Origin of the sequence: Halomonas marinisediminis, assembly GCF_004347715.1 — a bacterium.
Taxonomy (GTDB): Bacteria; Pseudomonadota; Gammaproteobacteria; order Pseudomonadales; family Halomonadaceae; genus Halomonas; species Halomonas icarae.
Genome location: NZ_SLTR01000002.1, coordinates 165,347 through 178,918, shown reverse-complemented (window position 1 = coordinate 178,918; position 13,572 = coordinate 165,347). Strand labels below are relative to the sequence as shown.

Here is a 13,572-nt window from a genome sequence, read left to right as displayed (position 1 = left end):
CCGCCCCGCGCAACTCGCGAGCCGGATTACGGTCAAGGGAATTGAGTGTACATCAAACCGGGAGTGCTTCATTGATGAGCCCGCTTGCCCATATGGGACGAACCATGGCCTTGTTGGCAGCGCTGCTGCTGGCCACTGGCGTCGCCCTGGCACAGCCAGAACCCACCGACGACCAACGCCGGGCTGCCACCGAGATGGCCGAAGCGCTGCGTTATGGTCACTACGCCGACATCAGCCTGGATGACAACTGGTCACGCCGAGCCTTCGAGCGCTATCTCGATGTGCTCGACAGTCAGCGCGCCTTCCTGACCGAGCAGGATGTGGCTGAATTTCTACCACTGGAGAAGCAGCTCGATGATGCCCTGCTCGATGGCGAGCTGGCCCCCTTCTTCGCACTCTATCAGCGCTACCATGAGCGCGCCGAAGCACGCTTCGAGTGGCTACTCGAGCACCTCGACCAGGGCCTCGACTTCACCTATGAAGGAGATCAGCGCCTGGAGCTGGACCGCGAGGATGTCCCCTGGGCGGAGAGTACCCAGGCTCTGGATGAACTGTGGACGCGCCGCCTCAAGAACGCCGCCCTGACCCTGGTAATCAGTGGCCAGGACGACGAACAGGTTGAGAGCAACCTTCGCCAGCGCTATGAGGGCCAGCTCAATCGCCTGCGGCAGACCAACGAGGAGGATATCTTCGGCCTGCTGATGGCCGCGGTCACCGGCAGCATCGACCCCCACACCGGCTACCTCTCCCCCCGCCAGGGTGAGTCCTTCGATATCCAGATGCGCCTCTCGCTGGAGGGCATCGGCGCACTGCTCCAGGCCGACGGCGAATACGTCAAGGTCGCAAGCCTGGTGCCCGGCGGCCCGGCGGAGCGCGCCGGTGTGCTTGAGCCCGCCGACCGCATCGTGGGAGTCGGCCAGGAAGATGGTGACATGGTCAACGTAGTGGGCATGCGCCTCGACTCGGTGGTGGAGCTGATCCGCGGCCCCAAGGGCTCGGTGGTGCGCCTCGACGTGGTACCCGCCCAGGCGGTGGACATGACACGCTCCAGGGAAGTCCGGATCACCCGGGATACCGTGAAGCTCGAGGACCAGGCGGCCCAAAGCGAAGTGCTGGAGCTTGAGCGTGATGATGGCGTGCATCGAGTTGGCGTGATCACCGTGCCTACCTTCTATGTCGACTTCGACGCCTGGCAGGCTGGCGAAGATAACTATCGCAGCACCACCCGCGACGTGGCCAAGGAGATCGAGACACTGCAGAACCAGGGCGTCGAAGGTATCGTCCTCGACCTGCGCAACAATGGTGGCGGCGCCCTGCAGGAGGCCAACTCCCTGATCGGGCTATTTATCGATCGCGGCCCGACCGTTCAGGTACGGGATGCACGCGGACGCATCAGTCTCTACGGCGATACCGAAACCGGTGCCGTCTACGATGGGCCCCTGACGGTGCTGGTCAACCGGCTATCGGCCTCCGCCTCGGAGATCTTCGCCGGCGCCATCCAGGACTATGGGCGCGGCCTGGTCGTCGGCACCCCCACCTTCGGCAAGGGCACGGTACAGACCCTCAATGAGCTCAGTCATGGCGAGATCAAGCTGACCCGTGCCAAGTTCTATCGCATCTCCGGCGAGAGCACCCAGCACCGCGGCGTGGAACCCGATATCATCTTCCCGAGCCTGGTCGACCCCGAGTTGATCGGCGAGAGCAGCCTCGACAACGCCCTGGACTGGGATACCGTCCGCTCGGTGCAGTACCGCGAATACGGCGAGCCATGGCGCTTCCTGGAGACGCTGCGGGCCCGCCATCGCGAGCGCGCCGACACCCACCCCAACTTCGTCTACCTCGAGCAGCAGGCCGAACTGAACCGCCGGATGCGCGAGGAGACGACCAGCGTCAGCCTCAACCGCGAACTCCGCCAGGCAGAGACCGAGGCACTCGAGGCCGAGCAGCTCGCCCTGGAGAATCAGCGTCGCGAGGCACTCGGCCTGGAGCCCCTGGAGGAGTGGATCGACGCCCGCGGCGAAGAGGACGACAGCGACCAGGAAAAGGAAGAGGAAGAGCCGGTGGAGCAGGTTCAAGTGCTGGAGGCCGCGCACATCCTGCTCGACCATTCCCAGCTCGAGAACAACTACCGCTTCGCCCACCGAGAGTGAGCCTTTCCCCACCATGAAAGAGGCCGTCGCCCCGGGGCGACGGCTTCTTTCATTGCATGCGACCCGCCGTGACAACCCCCATGATGAGCGCCGTACAGGCGCACGTAAACTCACTCAGTAACTCACCCAGAAACTCACCCAGAAACTGGCACAGAGACTTATAGACATGCAGAAGCACCGGTATAAAACCCGGTGATCATTACCGTACGCAGAAATCAGGTAAAGCTAGAGAAAACGAAGCTAGAGAGGGTGAAGCTAGAGAGGGCGAAATTGAAAAGGGTGACGCTGGAGAGGATGACGCTGGAGAGACGAGATGGCTCCCGGAGCAGGACTCGAACCTGCGACCCAGTGATTAACAGTCACTTGCTCTACCAACTGAGCTATCCGGGAATAACCTGAGGTGGCGATGCCGAGCGATTGGCTCCTCGAGCAGGACTCGAACCTGCGACCCAGTGATTAACAGTCACTTGCTCTACCAACTGAGCTATCGAGGAATCGTGTCGCATCGCTGTGTTGCCGTGTTGGCTCCCCGAGCAGGACTCGAACCTGCGACCCAATGATTAACAGTCATTTGCTCTACCAACTGAGCTATCGGGGAACGGCGTCGAACACGGTGCGTAGTATACGGATTCCCCCAGCAAGGTCAAGGACCTCCGCGAGGATTCCTGTGGCAACCCGTTCTAACGCACAGCGCCCGCCCGACGAATGTCGGGCGGGCGCTGAAATGTCCTGGTGGCTACGCCCTGATTCGAACAGGGGACCCCATCATTATGAGTGATGTGCTCTAACCAGCTGAGCTACGTAGCCTTTCCACTAGATTGCGCGACCTCGGCCGCGCAATGGAGACGCATTATGCACATGGACTCGCCGTTTGGCAAGTCCAGCGGCGACATTTCAGGACTCGATCTCGAGCGCTTCGCGAACGGCGGCCAGGCCGTCCTCGCCGTCGCGGGTCTCGACACCCTCGAGCCAGGCGTCGAGCACTTCCGGGTTGGCCTGCAGATAGTCACGGGCGGCGTCACGGGGGTCCTTGCCCTCCTCCATGATCTCCCCCATCAGCTGGCTCTCCATCTCGAGGGTGAACACGAGATTGTCCAGCAGGGTCGCCACATTGCCACACTCCTCGACGAGACCATCACGAGTGTTGGTATAGATCGTGGCCCCTCCCAGGTCGGGACCGAAGTAATCGTCGGCTCCCTCCAGGTAGGCCATATCAAAGTTGGTGTTCATCGGGTGCGGCTCCCAGCCCAGGAACACCATCCAGTTCTCGTCCGGCACCCGGGCGCCCAACTCGGAGAGCATGCCCGCCTCGCTGGAATCGATAAGTTGCCAGTCACCCAGGCCGAAGGCGTCGTCATCGATCATCTGCTGGATCATCTGATTGCCGTCGTTGCCGGCCTCGATGCCATGGATGCTGCTGTCGAACTTGTCGGCATGCTGGTCCAGGTCGGCCAGCGAGGTGACGCCGGCATCGTACACATATTGCGGCACCGCCAGGGTGTACTTGGCGCCTTCGAGGTTGGCACGCAGACGGTCGACGCTACCCTCCTCGACATAGGGATTGCTGATCGATGCCATGGAGGGCATCCAGTTGCCCAGGAAGATATCGAAGTCACCATTCTTCATGCCCTGATAGGCGATGGGCACGGAAACGGTGTCGATACGGGTCTCATAGTCCAGCGCCTCGAACACCTCGGTGGCCAGAGCGGTGGTAGCGGTAATGTCGGTCCAGCCCACTTCGGCGAAGCGCAGCGTCTCGCAGCTTTCGGATTCCTGAGCAAGCACCGGGGTGGCGCCCATCACCAGCGCGGCGGCACCCAGACCAAGGCTCATATGGCGACTGGAACGGCGGGAAATGCGAGATACGTTCATGAAATTACCTCCGTGAAGGGACTTGAGTATAGTCGGCGTCTGCCAACCCTTTATTGATTGAACGTTCAATAAAAAACTGGCAAGCTGGCACTATCCTAACCGCACATACCGGTGTGGTGGCAAGTCATCCGGACAAGGGAGGGCTCGAGAATGCCCAAGGTCGGAATGGAACCCATCCGCCGCCAGCAGCTGATCAAGGCAACCATGGCGGCCATCGATGAGGTCGGCCTTGCCGACGCCACCGTGGCGCGTATTGCGCGACACGCCGGGGTATCGGCCGGCATCATCAGCCATTACTTCGGTGGCAAGGATGGCCTGCTCGAGGCCACCATGCGACAGATCCTCAGTGACCTGGGCGAGGCCGTGGCCGCCTGCCGGCGCAAGCTGCGCAACGACACCCCTCGAGCCCGACTGGAAGCCATCATCGAGGGCAATTTCGACCGCAGCCAGGTAACCGACCCGGTGGCCAAGACCTGGCTGGCCTTCTGGGCCAGCAGCATGCACAAGCCACGCCTTGCGCGCCTGCAGCAGGTCAACGACCGACGCCTATACTCGAACCTGTGCGCCCAGTTCCGCCGTCTGATGCCGCTCGACGAGGCGCGTCTGGCATCGCGTACCCTGGCGGCGGTGATCGACGGCCTCTGGCTGCGCGGGGCACTCACACCGGAGGGCCTGGATGCCGAAGGCGCCCGCCGTGCGGCACTCGCCACCCTCGACAGGCTACTTGCCGCTTCCGACTCAGTTGCCGCTTCCGACTCTGCCACCGCCATCGACGCTCGCTGAGGAGAGACTCATGACCGATTCAACTGCCCTGCCCCTCTATATCGACGGGCATACCGCCGATGCCACCTCAGGCGCCAGCTTCGAGGTGCACAATCCCTTCGACGGCAGCCTGCTGGCCCGAGTGCAGCAGGCCGCCAGCGCCGATGTCGATGCCGCCGTGGCCGCCGCAAAGCGCGGTCAGCGCGAGTGGGCGGCGATGAGCGGCATGCAGCGAGGCCGCATCCTGCAGCGCGCCGTGGCGCTGTTAAGGGAGCGGAATGATGAGCTCGCCGAGCTCGAGACCCGCAATACCGGCAAGCCGATCAGCGAAACCGCGGCGGTGGACATCGTCACCGGTGCCGACGCCCTGGAGTACTACGCCGGCCTGGCCGCCGCCATCGAGGGCACCCAGATCCCGCTGCGCGAGGACTCCTTCGTCTATACCCGCCGCGAGCCGCTGGGGGTGATCGGCGCCATCGGTGCCTGGAACTACCCCATCCAGATCGCCTGCTGGAAGGCCGCACCGGCCCTGGCCGCCGGCAATGCCGTGGTCTTCAAGCCCAGCGAGGTGACCCCACTCACCGCCATGAAGCTGGCCGAGATCCTGACCGAGGCCGGGCTGCCCGACGGAGTCTTCAATGTGGTGCACGGCGACGGCCGGGTGGGCGCCATGCTCACCGAGCATCCGGAGATCGCCAAGGTCTCCTTTACCGGCGAGGTGGGCACCGGCAAGAAGGTGATGGCGGCCGCCGGTGGCTCGACCCTCAAGGAGGTGACCATGGAGCTGGGCGGCAAGTCGCCGCTGATCGTGTTCGCCGATGCCGACCTCGACCGCGCCGCCGATGCCGCCATGATGGCCAACTTCTACTCCAGCGGTCAGGTCTGCACCAACGGTACCCGGGTCTTCGTCGAGCGCTCGGTGAAGGCCGACTTCGAGGCGAAGCTCAAGGCACGGGTGGCACGCATCAAGGCCGGCGACCCGCTGGACCCAAGCATCAACTTCGGCCCGCTGGTGAGCTTCGAGCACCAGGCCAAGGTGCTCTCCTATATCGAGCTGGGTCAGCAGGAGGGTGCCACCCTGCTGGCCGGCGGGGAGCGCTGGGACAAGGACGAGCAGGCCGGTGTCGCTTGGTCCAGGGGCGCCTGGGCGGCTCCCACGGTATTCACCGACTGCACCGACGAGATGCGCCTCGTGCGTGAGGAGATCTTCGGCCCGGTGATGGCGCTCCTCACCTTCGATGACGAGGAGGAGGTCATTCGCCGCGCCAACGATACCCACTATGGGCTGGCAGCCGGGCTCTTCACCGAGAGCCTCAACCGTGCCCACCGGGTGATCCATCGCCTGGAGGCGGGTATCTGCTGGATCAACACCTGGGGCGACTCCCCCGCCGAGATGCCGGTGGGCGGCGTCAAGCAGTCCGGCGTGGGCCGCGAGAACGGCCTCGAGACCCTGGCTCACTACACCCAGACCAAGTCGGTACAGGTGGAGATGGGCCCCTTCGAGTCGGTGTTCTAAGGAGACCCCATGACCCAGATCCGCGAATTCGACTACGTCATCATCGGCGCCGGTTCCGCCGGCAATGTGCTGGCCACCCGCCTGACCGAGGACGCCGACGTCTCGGTGCTGCTGCTCGAGGCCGGCGGGCCCGACTATCGCCTCGACTTCCGTACCCAGATGCCGGCGGCCCTGGCCTACCCTCTCCAGGGCACGCTCAACAACTGGGCCTTCGAGACCGACCCCGAGCCCCATATGGACGGCCGGCGCATGGAGTGCGGCCGTGGCAAGGGTCTGGGAGGCTCATCACTGATCAATGGCATGTGCTATATCCGTGGCAACGCCCTGGACTACGACCATTGGGCCAAGACGCCGGGACTCGATGACTGGACCTATGCGGACTGCCTGCCCTACTTCCGCAAGTCCGAGAGTCGCGATATCGGCCCCAATGACTACCATGGCGGCGACGGGCCGGTGAGTGTCACGACTCCGAAAGCGGACAACAACCCGCTCTATCGCACCTTTATCGAGGCGGGCAAGCAGGCCGGCTACCCCGAGACCGACGACGTCAACGGCTACCAGCAGGAGGGCTTCGGCCCCATGGACCGCTTCGTCACGCCCAGGGGGCGACGTGCCTCCACCGCCCGGGGCTATCTTGACCAGGCCAAGGGACGCTCGAACCTGACCATCGAGACCCGCGCCATGACCGACATCATCGAATTCGAGAGCAAGCGTGCGGTCGGCGTGCGCTACCGCAGGCGTGGCCAGGAACAGCGGGTGCGCGCCCGCCGCGAGGTATTGCTGTGTGGCGGCGCCATCGCCTCGCCACAGATCCTGCAGCGCTCGGGCGTCGGCCCCGCCGATGTTCTGGAGGAGTTCGGCATTGCCCCGGTGCATATCAACGACAATGTCGGCGCCCATCTCCAGGATCATCTGGAGATGTATATCCAGTACGAGTGCACTCAGCCAATCTCTCTCTACCCGGCCCTGAAGTGGTGGAACCAGCCGAAGATCGGCGCCGAGTGGCTGTTCCTCGGCCGCGGGGTCGGCGCCAGCAACCAGTTCGAGGCCGCCGGCTTCATCCGCAGCAATGACCAGCAGGCCTGGCCCAACCTGCAGTACCACTTCCTGCCGATTGCCATCAGCTACAACGGCAAGAGTGCGGTACAGGCCCATGGTTTCCAGGCCCATGTGGGCTCCATGCGCTCCAAGAGTCGCGGACGCATCCGCCTGACCTCCCGTGACCCCAAGGCCGCGCCGAGCATCCTGTTCAACTACATGTCGAAGGAGGAGGACTGGCAGGAGTTTCGCGACGCCATTCGCCTGACCCGCGAGATCATCGCTCAGCCCGCCTTCGACGCCTATCGTGGCCGCGAGATCTCACCCGGCCCAGAGGTGCAAAGCGATGCCGAGCTGGATGCCTTCGTGCGCGCCAATGCCGAGACCGCCTACCACCCCTGCGGCAGCTGCCGCATGGGCGATGGCGACGACGCCGTGGTGGACGGCCAGGGCCGGGTGCATGGGGTCGAGGGCCTACGCGTCGTGGATGCCTCGCTCTTCCCGCAGATCCCGACCGGCAACCTCAATGCGCCGACCATCATGCTCGCCGAGAAGATCGCCGATCGCATCCGCGGCCGCGAGCCGTTGCCGCGCAGCGATGCCCCCTACTACGTGGCGGGCGACACCCCAGCACGCGGCGAGCCCCAGCGCCGACTCGACTGAGGATACCGCTGCCGCACCACTGCGCCCCGCCCTGCAACTGCAGCGCGGGGCGTTTTTTTGGATGAACACATTCCCGGATGACCACCACGTTCGAAGCTTGTCCGGCGACGGTCCCTCTCACGCCTCTTCAAGGCCCTGGCCAAGAGTCGTGCCGCTGGCCGGTTGCACACATCTACGCTAATCTGGAAGAATTCAAACGTCTGTTCGATCTTTCATCGCCTACCCTCATCGGAGTCACTCTATGCTCACCCTGATCCTGCTGATCGTGGCCATCGTCGGCCTGCTGGCGGTGATGCGCCGCGAGGCGGGCGCCCTGCCCGCCCTGGCGGTACTCGCCATCACCGGCCTGACCAGCCTGCTCGTCGCCTCCCCCGTGCTCGGCATCCTGCTGCTGCTTGGCGCCGCAGGCGTGGCCGCCGCCGGGCTGCCGGCCCTGCGCGGCAAGTGGTTGACCCCTCGCCTGTTTACCATGTTCAAGAAGGTCTCGCCCAGGGTCTCCGAGACCGAGCGCGTGGCGCTGGAGGCCGGCAGCGTCGCCTGGGACGGCGAGCTCTTCACCGGCAAGCCGAACTGGCAGGCCCTGCTCGACTACACCGACGAGGGGCTGAGCGAGGAGGAGCAGGCCTTCCTCGACAAGCAGTGCTCGGTGGCGGCCGGCATGTGCAATGCCTGGGATATCGCCAAGGAGCGGGCCGACCTGCCCCAGGAGCTGTGGGATCACCTCAAGCAGGAGCGCTACTTCGGGATGATCATTCCCAAGGAGTACGGCGGCCTCGGCTTCTCGGCCAAGGCCCAGTCGTTGGTGCTGCAGAAGCTGTCGATCAACGAGACCCTGATGGTCACCGTTGGCGTGCCCAACTCCCTGGGGCCGGGTGAGCTGCTGCTGAAGTACGGCACCGACGAGCAGAAGAACCACTACCTGCCCCGCCTGGCCGACGGCCGTGAGATACCCTGCTTCGGCCTGACCGGCCCTCGCGCCGGCAGTGATGCGACCTCGCTGCCCGATACCGGCGTGGTCTGCAAGCAGGTGATCGATGGCGAGGAGGTGATCGGCCTGCGCCTCAACTTCGAGAAGCGCTGGATCACCCTGGCACCCATCGCCACCGTGGTGGGCCTGGCCTTCCGCCTCTTCGACCCGGACCATCTGCTTGGCGAGGAAGAGGATCGCGGCATCACCCTGGCACTGATCCCTCGCGATACCGAGGGCATGGAGATCGGCCGCCGGCATCACCCCATCGGCAGCCCCTTCCTGAATGGTCCGATCCGCGGCAAGGATGTCTTCGTGCCCCTGGATACCATCATCGGCGGCGAGGCGATGATCGGCCAGGGCTGGCGCATGCTGGTGGAGTGCCTCTCGGTGGGTCGCTGTATCACCCTGCCCTCCGGCGCCACCGGCACCGCGCGTTACGCCATCGGCTGGAGCGGCGGCTTCGCCCGCATCCGTCGTCAGTTCAACGTGCCAGTGGCCGAGATGGAGGGCGTTCAGGAGCCGCTGGCCCGCATGACGGCACTGGGCTATATCGCCCAGGCCGCGGTCTACCAGACCGCCAACACCATCGATCGTGGCGAGAAGCCGGCGGTCCCCTCGGCGATCCTCAAGAGCCAGCTCACCGAGTTTCAGCGGGTGATCCTCGGCGATGCCATGGATATCCATGGCGGCAAGGCGGTGACCCTGGGCCCGCGCAACTATCTGGGGATCGGCTATAGCGCCAACCCGGTGGCGATCACCGTGGAGGGCGCCAATATCATGACCCGCAACCTGATGATCTTCGGCCAGGGCGCCATCCGCTGCCATCCTTATGTCCTCGAGGAGCTGGCCGCCAAGGATGCCGATGATATCCAGGCCTTCGATCGCGCCTTCTTCGGCCATGCCGGCCTGATCTTCGGCAACGCCGCCCGCGCCTTCACCCAGGGGCTGGGCATCGGCAAGCCGGTGGTGCCCTTCGATGGCGAAGCCGCCCGCTACGCCCAGGAGATCGCCCGACTCTCGGCCGGCTTCGGACTCTGCGCCGATGCCGCCATGGCCAGCCTCGGTGCAACCCTCAAGCTGCGTGAAATGCTCTCCGCACGACTGGGCGATGTGCTCTCCAACCTCTACCTCGCCTCCATGGTGATCAAGCAGTGGCACGAGGGTGACAGGGTCGAGGGCGAGGAGGCCCTGCTTCACTATAGCTGTCAGCTACTGTTGGGCCGTGCCGAGCAGGCCCTGGATGAGCTGTTCGACAACCTGCCCAACCGTGCCCTCGCCGGTGTACTGCGGCGGGTGGTGATGCCACGGGGCAAGCGCTTCAAGCGCCCCCACGATGACCTGGCACGCCGCATCGCCCAGGCGGTTTCCCACGACAGCGCCCTGCGCACGAAACTGCTGGCCAATACCTGGAGCAGCGACGATGGTCCCGAGGCCAACTTCCTGGCCCGCTACAACGCCCTGCTGGCCACCCAGGAGCGCGCCGAGGGGCTCTACCGCACGCTCAACAAGGCCTACGCCAAGGGCGAGCTTGCCGCCGATGCCCTGCATCCGGAGCAGCGGGTCGAGGCCGGCCTGGCCCAGGGGATCATTTCACAGGAGGATGGCGCCTTTATGCGCGAGCGCGAGGCCCGGGTACTGGAGCTGCTGACCGTGGACGACTTCGAATACGACGCCTTCGTGACCGACAAGTCCAAGGTACTGCGCCATAACGCGTCCTGACGTTCATCTACCTCTCCGTCGCATGCCCCGGCCAATGCCGGGGCATTTTCGTTCGGCCTCGGGCAGCGGTCCGTCTCTCCTTGGTTGTTCGCCTACCGCTGCCTGTACCACGCCCCCGGCTTCCTGTTTCCCCCCCCACTCCTTGCTTCTCTCGCACCTCGCACCTCGCCCCTCGTTCCTTGCACCCCGTTCCTACAAGGGCCAGACCAGCAGGATCATCGGCACGGTCACGGCCATCACCACCAGCGAAAGCGGCAACCCCAGCCGCCAGTAGTCACTGAAGCGGTAACCACCGGGTCCCATCACCAGAGTATTGGACTGGTGGCCGATGGGGGTCAGGAAGGCACAGGAGGCACTTACCGCCACCACCATCAGAAAGGGGTCCACCGAGGTATCAAACCCCGACGCCAGGCTCGCGGCGATCGGTGCCATCAACAGCGCCGCGGCGGCATTGTTGACGATATTGGAAAGCACCATGGAGAGAAGGAACAGCACCACCAGCGTGACCACCACCGGCCAGTCGCTGCCCCAGGCGAGCATCGCCTCGGCGATGAGGGTCGCCCCGCCGCTGGTCTCCAGCGCCTCGCCCACCGGGATCATCGCCCCGAGCAGCACGATCACCGGCCCGTCGATGGCCTGATAGCCCTCGCGCAGCGGCAGCACGCCGACCAGCAGTGAGACCAGGGCCGCCGTGGAGAGCGCCACCGCCGCCGGCAGAAGATCAAGCAGCATGGCCAGGATGGCGGCGGCGAAGATGGCGAGGGATACCAGCAGCATGCGCGGCTGCCCCAGGGTCAGATTGCGGCTGGCCAGCGGCAGGCAGCCCAGGGTCGACAGACTCTCGGCCAGCTCGCTCTCATCGCCCTGCAGCAACAGCACATCCCCGGCACGAAAGCGGATCTCGTGCAGACGCTGCCTGAGGCGACCACCATCCCGGGCGACGGCGACCAGATGCAGGCTGAACTGGTTCTGCAGTCGCAGCTGGGCCACCGTGCGGTTGATCATCTTCGAGTCGTTGCGCACGACGGCCTCGACCAGCTGCAACCCTTCGGTATCAACGCCCTTGCTCTCCCTATCTGGTTTTCCGCTGGCCTTCCTGTCCACACTGTTGCGCTTGCTGTCATCCTCCACGACAGCAGGGGCATGCTCCGGCGCGGCCTCCCCAGTGCCCTTCTCCTCATCTTCCTCGCTATCGTGCCCCGCTTCTTCGTCCTGCTCCTCTTCGACTTCCTTGCCCAGATGTAGGCCAGCCTTGTCCTCCAGCAGCTTCATCTCCTCGGGCCCCGCCTCCATCAGCAGGATATCCCCCTCTCTCAACACCCCGAAGAAGGCATGGCCGGCGCGGCGCTTCTCATCGCGCACCACCGCCAGCACCGGCACCGCCTCCTTCAGCTTCTGCTGAAGCTCACGCAGGGTCAGCCCCCTGGCCTGGGAGTCTTCACCGACACGCAGTTCGACCAGATAGTTGGCGGTGTCGAACATGGCCTCCGTGGAGGCCTTGCCCGCGCGCTGGGGCACCAGGCGCCAGCCGACCAGGAGAATGAAGATCAATCCCGCCAGGGCCACCGCCACGCCTACCGACGAGAAGGAGAACATGCCGAAGCTCTCGCCGGTCACGCCGCCACGGTAGCTGGCGATAATGATATTGGGCGGGGTGCCGATCAGGGTGGTCAGTCCGCCCAGCAGCGACCCGAACGCCAGGGGCATCAGCAACAGCGAGGGGGAAATATCGTGTTCGCGCGCCATGCGCATGGCCACCGGCAGCAGCAGTGCGAGCGCTCCCACGTTGTTCATGACGCCGGAAAGCACCACGACCGTGCCCACCAGCACCAGCAACTGCAGGAAGAGGCGCTCGCCCACCTTGAGGAGCTGCTTGGCAATCAGGTCCACCACGCCAGAACGTTCGAACCCCCGGCTGAGGACGAGGACAGCGGCAACCGTAATCACCGCCGGATGGCCGAAGCCCTGGAAGGCCTGATCGCCGGGAACCAGGCCCAGCACCACCGAGCCCAGCAGCGCGGCCATCGCCACCAGATCATAGCGAAAGCGCCCCCAGACAAAGGCTGCCAGGGTCGCGCCGAGGACGAGGAAGATCAGGGTGCTGTCGGCCATCGGTGCACCTCCCTGTGAGATCGGATGTCCACAGCATCGCCAGTCAGGCGCCCTGGCGACAAGTGTTTTCTACCGTTCGAGGCCGCCCCATCGCCTCTCGCCTGGCTACCAAGGAGAGACGGGCATCAGTCGGTGCGGGCAGGGTCGGATTCTTGTCCTTGTTCTTGCGAAGGATCACGTCCTCCGGGATGACGGTCGCCCATTACGGCTCGGCGAACGGCAGAGGCTCACTGCCCCGGCGCACCTCGAAGACGTTGAGGGTCATGGCTACCAGGGCGTAGTAGCCGAAGACCCCCACCAGCTCGACCACCGCCGGCTCGCCGAAGGCGGCCACCGCCTCGGCGTAGAGCGCCTCGTCGACGCGCCGAGTGGTGTAGAGGGTCGTGCCGAGGCGATACACCAGCGCCTCGTCGTCGCGCTCGAAGGCGGGCTCGCGGCCCGCCCGCAGGGCCTCGATCACCGCCTCATCGAGCCCCGCGTCGCGGGCGATGGGCGCGTGGATCTGCCACTCGGCCTGGGACCGCCACCAGGCCGCGGTGACGAGGATCGCGAGCTCGGTGAGCCGCAGCTCCAGGCGCGTGCCGTAGCGGCAGAAGGCGCCGAGGCGCTGGGCGTGGTCGGCCAGCTCCGGGCTGTGGATCCAGGCCAGGAAGGGGCCATCCAGATTGCCGCGCGGGCCGCTCAGGATGGCGTCCAGAACGCGGCGCTGCTCGGGGGCCATGGCGGCCTCGTCCAGGGGAGAGAGGCGGGAGTCGATCGACATCGGGCGG

General features: G+C 65.1%; 8 protein-coding genes and 4 tRNA genes. 5 read left to right on the top strand and 7 right to left on the bottom strand.

The features are described from left to right. Positions 1-74 precede the first annotated feature (74 nt). Positions 75-2,150: a carboxy terminal-processing peptidase gene (locus E0702_RS02570; protein ID WP_132041398.1), complete on the top strand. Its 2,076-nt coding sequence runs from the start codon at positions 75-77 to the stop codon at positions 2,148-2,150. 314 nt (positions 2,151-2,464) lie between these two features. Here the strand turns inward: E0702_RS02570 and E0702_RS02565 are convergent. The 5 genes from E0702_RS02565 to E0702_RS02545 all read right to left on the bottom strand — a co-directional run bounded on the left by E0702_RS02565 (position 2,465) and on the right by E0702_RS02545 (position 3,950). After that, a tRNA-Asn gene (locus E0702_RS02565) sits at positions 2,465-2,540 on the bottom strand. A 28-nt stretch (positions 2,541-2,568) separates the two neighbouring features. Further along, positions 2,569-2,644 (bottom strand) — tRNA-Asn (locus E0702_RS02560). A gap of 28 nt (positions 2,645-2,672) precedes the next feature. After that, positions 2,673-2,748: transfer RNA gene (locus E0702_RS02555), tRNA-Asn, on the bottom strand. A 132-nt stretch (positions 2,749-2,880) separates the two neighbouring features. After that, positions 2,881-2,957: transfer RNA gene (locus E0702_RS02550), tRNA-Met, on the bottom strand. Positions 2,958-3,044: 87 nt separating this feature from the next. Beyond that, on the bottom strand, positions 3,045-3,950 hold the full coding sequence (locus E0702_RS02545) for a choline ABC transporter substrate-binding protein (protein ID WP_240721658.1): 906 nt from the start codon (positions 3,948-3,950) through the stop codon (positions 3,045-3,047). 222 nt (positions 3,951-4,172) lie between these two features. On the opposite strand from E0702_RS02545, the gene betI reads away from it, so the two are divergent. The 4 genes from betI (at position 4,173) to E0702_RS02525 (ending at position 10,690) form a co-directional block, all read left to right on the top strand. After that, positions 4,173-4,805, top strand: a complete 633-nt coding sequence (gene betI / locus E0702_RS02540) for a transcriptional regulator BetI (RefSeq protein ID WP_205741863.1) — start codon at positions 4,173-4,175, stop codon at positions 4,803-4,805. Between the two features lie 10 nt (positions 4,806-4,815). After that, the gene (gene betB / locus E0702_RS02535) at positions 4,816-6,300 is read left to right on the top strand and encodes a betaine-aldehyde dehydrogenase (protein WP_132041397.1); all 1,485 of its coding nucleotides are present in this window, start codon (positions 4,816-4,818) and stop codon (positions 6,298-6,300) included. A gap of 9 nt (positions 6,301-6,309) precedes the next feature. After that, complete coding sequence (gene betA / locus E0702_RS02530; protein WP_132041396.1) at positions 6,310-8,001, top strand: choline dehydrogenase; 1,692 nt, start codon at positions 6,310-6,312, stop codon at positions 7,999-8,001. Between the two features lie 241 nt (positions 8,002-8,242). After that, positions 8,243-10,690 (top strand): acyl-CoA dehydrogenase, encoded by a 2,448-nt coding sequence (locus tag E0702_RS02525; protein ID WP_132041395.1) that lies wholly within the window; start codon positions 8,243-8,245, stop codon positions 10,688-10,690. A 192-nt stretch (positions 10,691-10,882) separates the two neighbouring features. Here the strand turns inward: E0702_RS02525 and E0702_RS02520 are convergent, their stop codons facing one another. Both E0702_RS02520 and E0702_RS02515 read right to left on the bottom strand, forming a co-directional pair. Then, positions 10,883-12,802, bottom strand: a complete 1,920-nt coding sequence (locus E0702_RS02520) for an SLC13 family permease (RefSeq protein ID WP_132041394.1) — start codon at positions 12,800-12,802, stop codon at positions 10,883-10,885. Positions 12,803-13,004: 202 nt separating this feature from the next. Continuing rightward, the gene (locus E0702_RS02515) at positions 13,005-13,565 is read right to left on the bottom strand and encodes a carboxymuconolactone decarboxylase family protein (RefSeq protein WP_132041393.1); all 561 of its coding nucleotides are present in this window, start codon (positions 13,563-13,565) and stop codon (positions 13,005-13,007) included. Positions 13,566-13,572: the final 7 nt, after the last annotated feature.

Coding starts and splice junctions, on each gene's coding strand:
- E0702_RS02515 (WP_132041393.1), bottom strand. CDS start 13,565: ATGTCGATCGACTCCCGCCTCTCTCCCCTGGACGAGGCCGCCATGGCC.
- betB (WP_132041397.1), top strand. CDS start 4,816: ATGACCGATTCAACTGCCCTGCCCCTCTATATCGACGGGCATACCGCC.
- E0702_RS02545 (WP_240721658.1), bottom strand. CDS start 3,950: ATGGGCGCCACCCCGGTGCTTGCTCAGGAATCCGAAAGCTGCGAGACG.
- E0702_RS02570 (WP_132041398.1), top strand. CDS start 75: ATGAGCCCGCTTGCCCATATGGGACGAACCATGGCCTTGTTGGCAGCG.
- E0702_RS02520 (WP_132041394.1), bottom strand. CDS start 12,802: ATGGCCGACAGCACCCTGATCTTCCTCGTCCTCGGCGCGACCCTGGCA.
- betA (WP_132041396.1), top strand. CDS start 6,310: ATGACCCAGATCCGCGAATTCGACTACGTCATCATCGGCGCCGGTTCC.
- betI (WP_205741863.1), top strand. CDS start 4,173: ATGCCCAAGGTCGGAATGGAACCCATCCGCCGCCAGCAGCTGATCAAG.
- E0702_RS02525 (WP_132041395.1), top strand. CDS start 8,243: ATGCTCACCCTGATCCTGCTGATCGTGGCCATCGTCGGCCTGCTGGCG.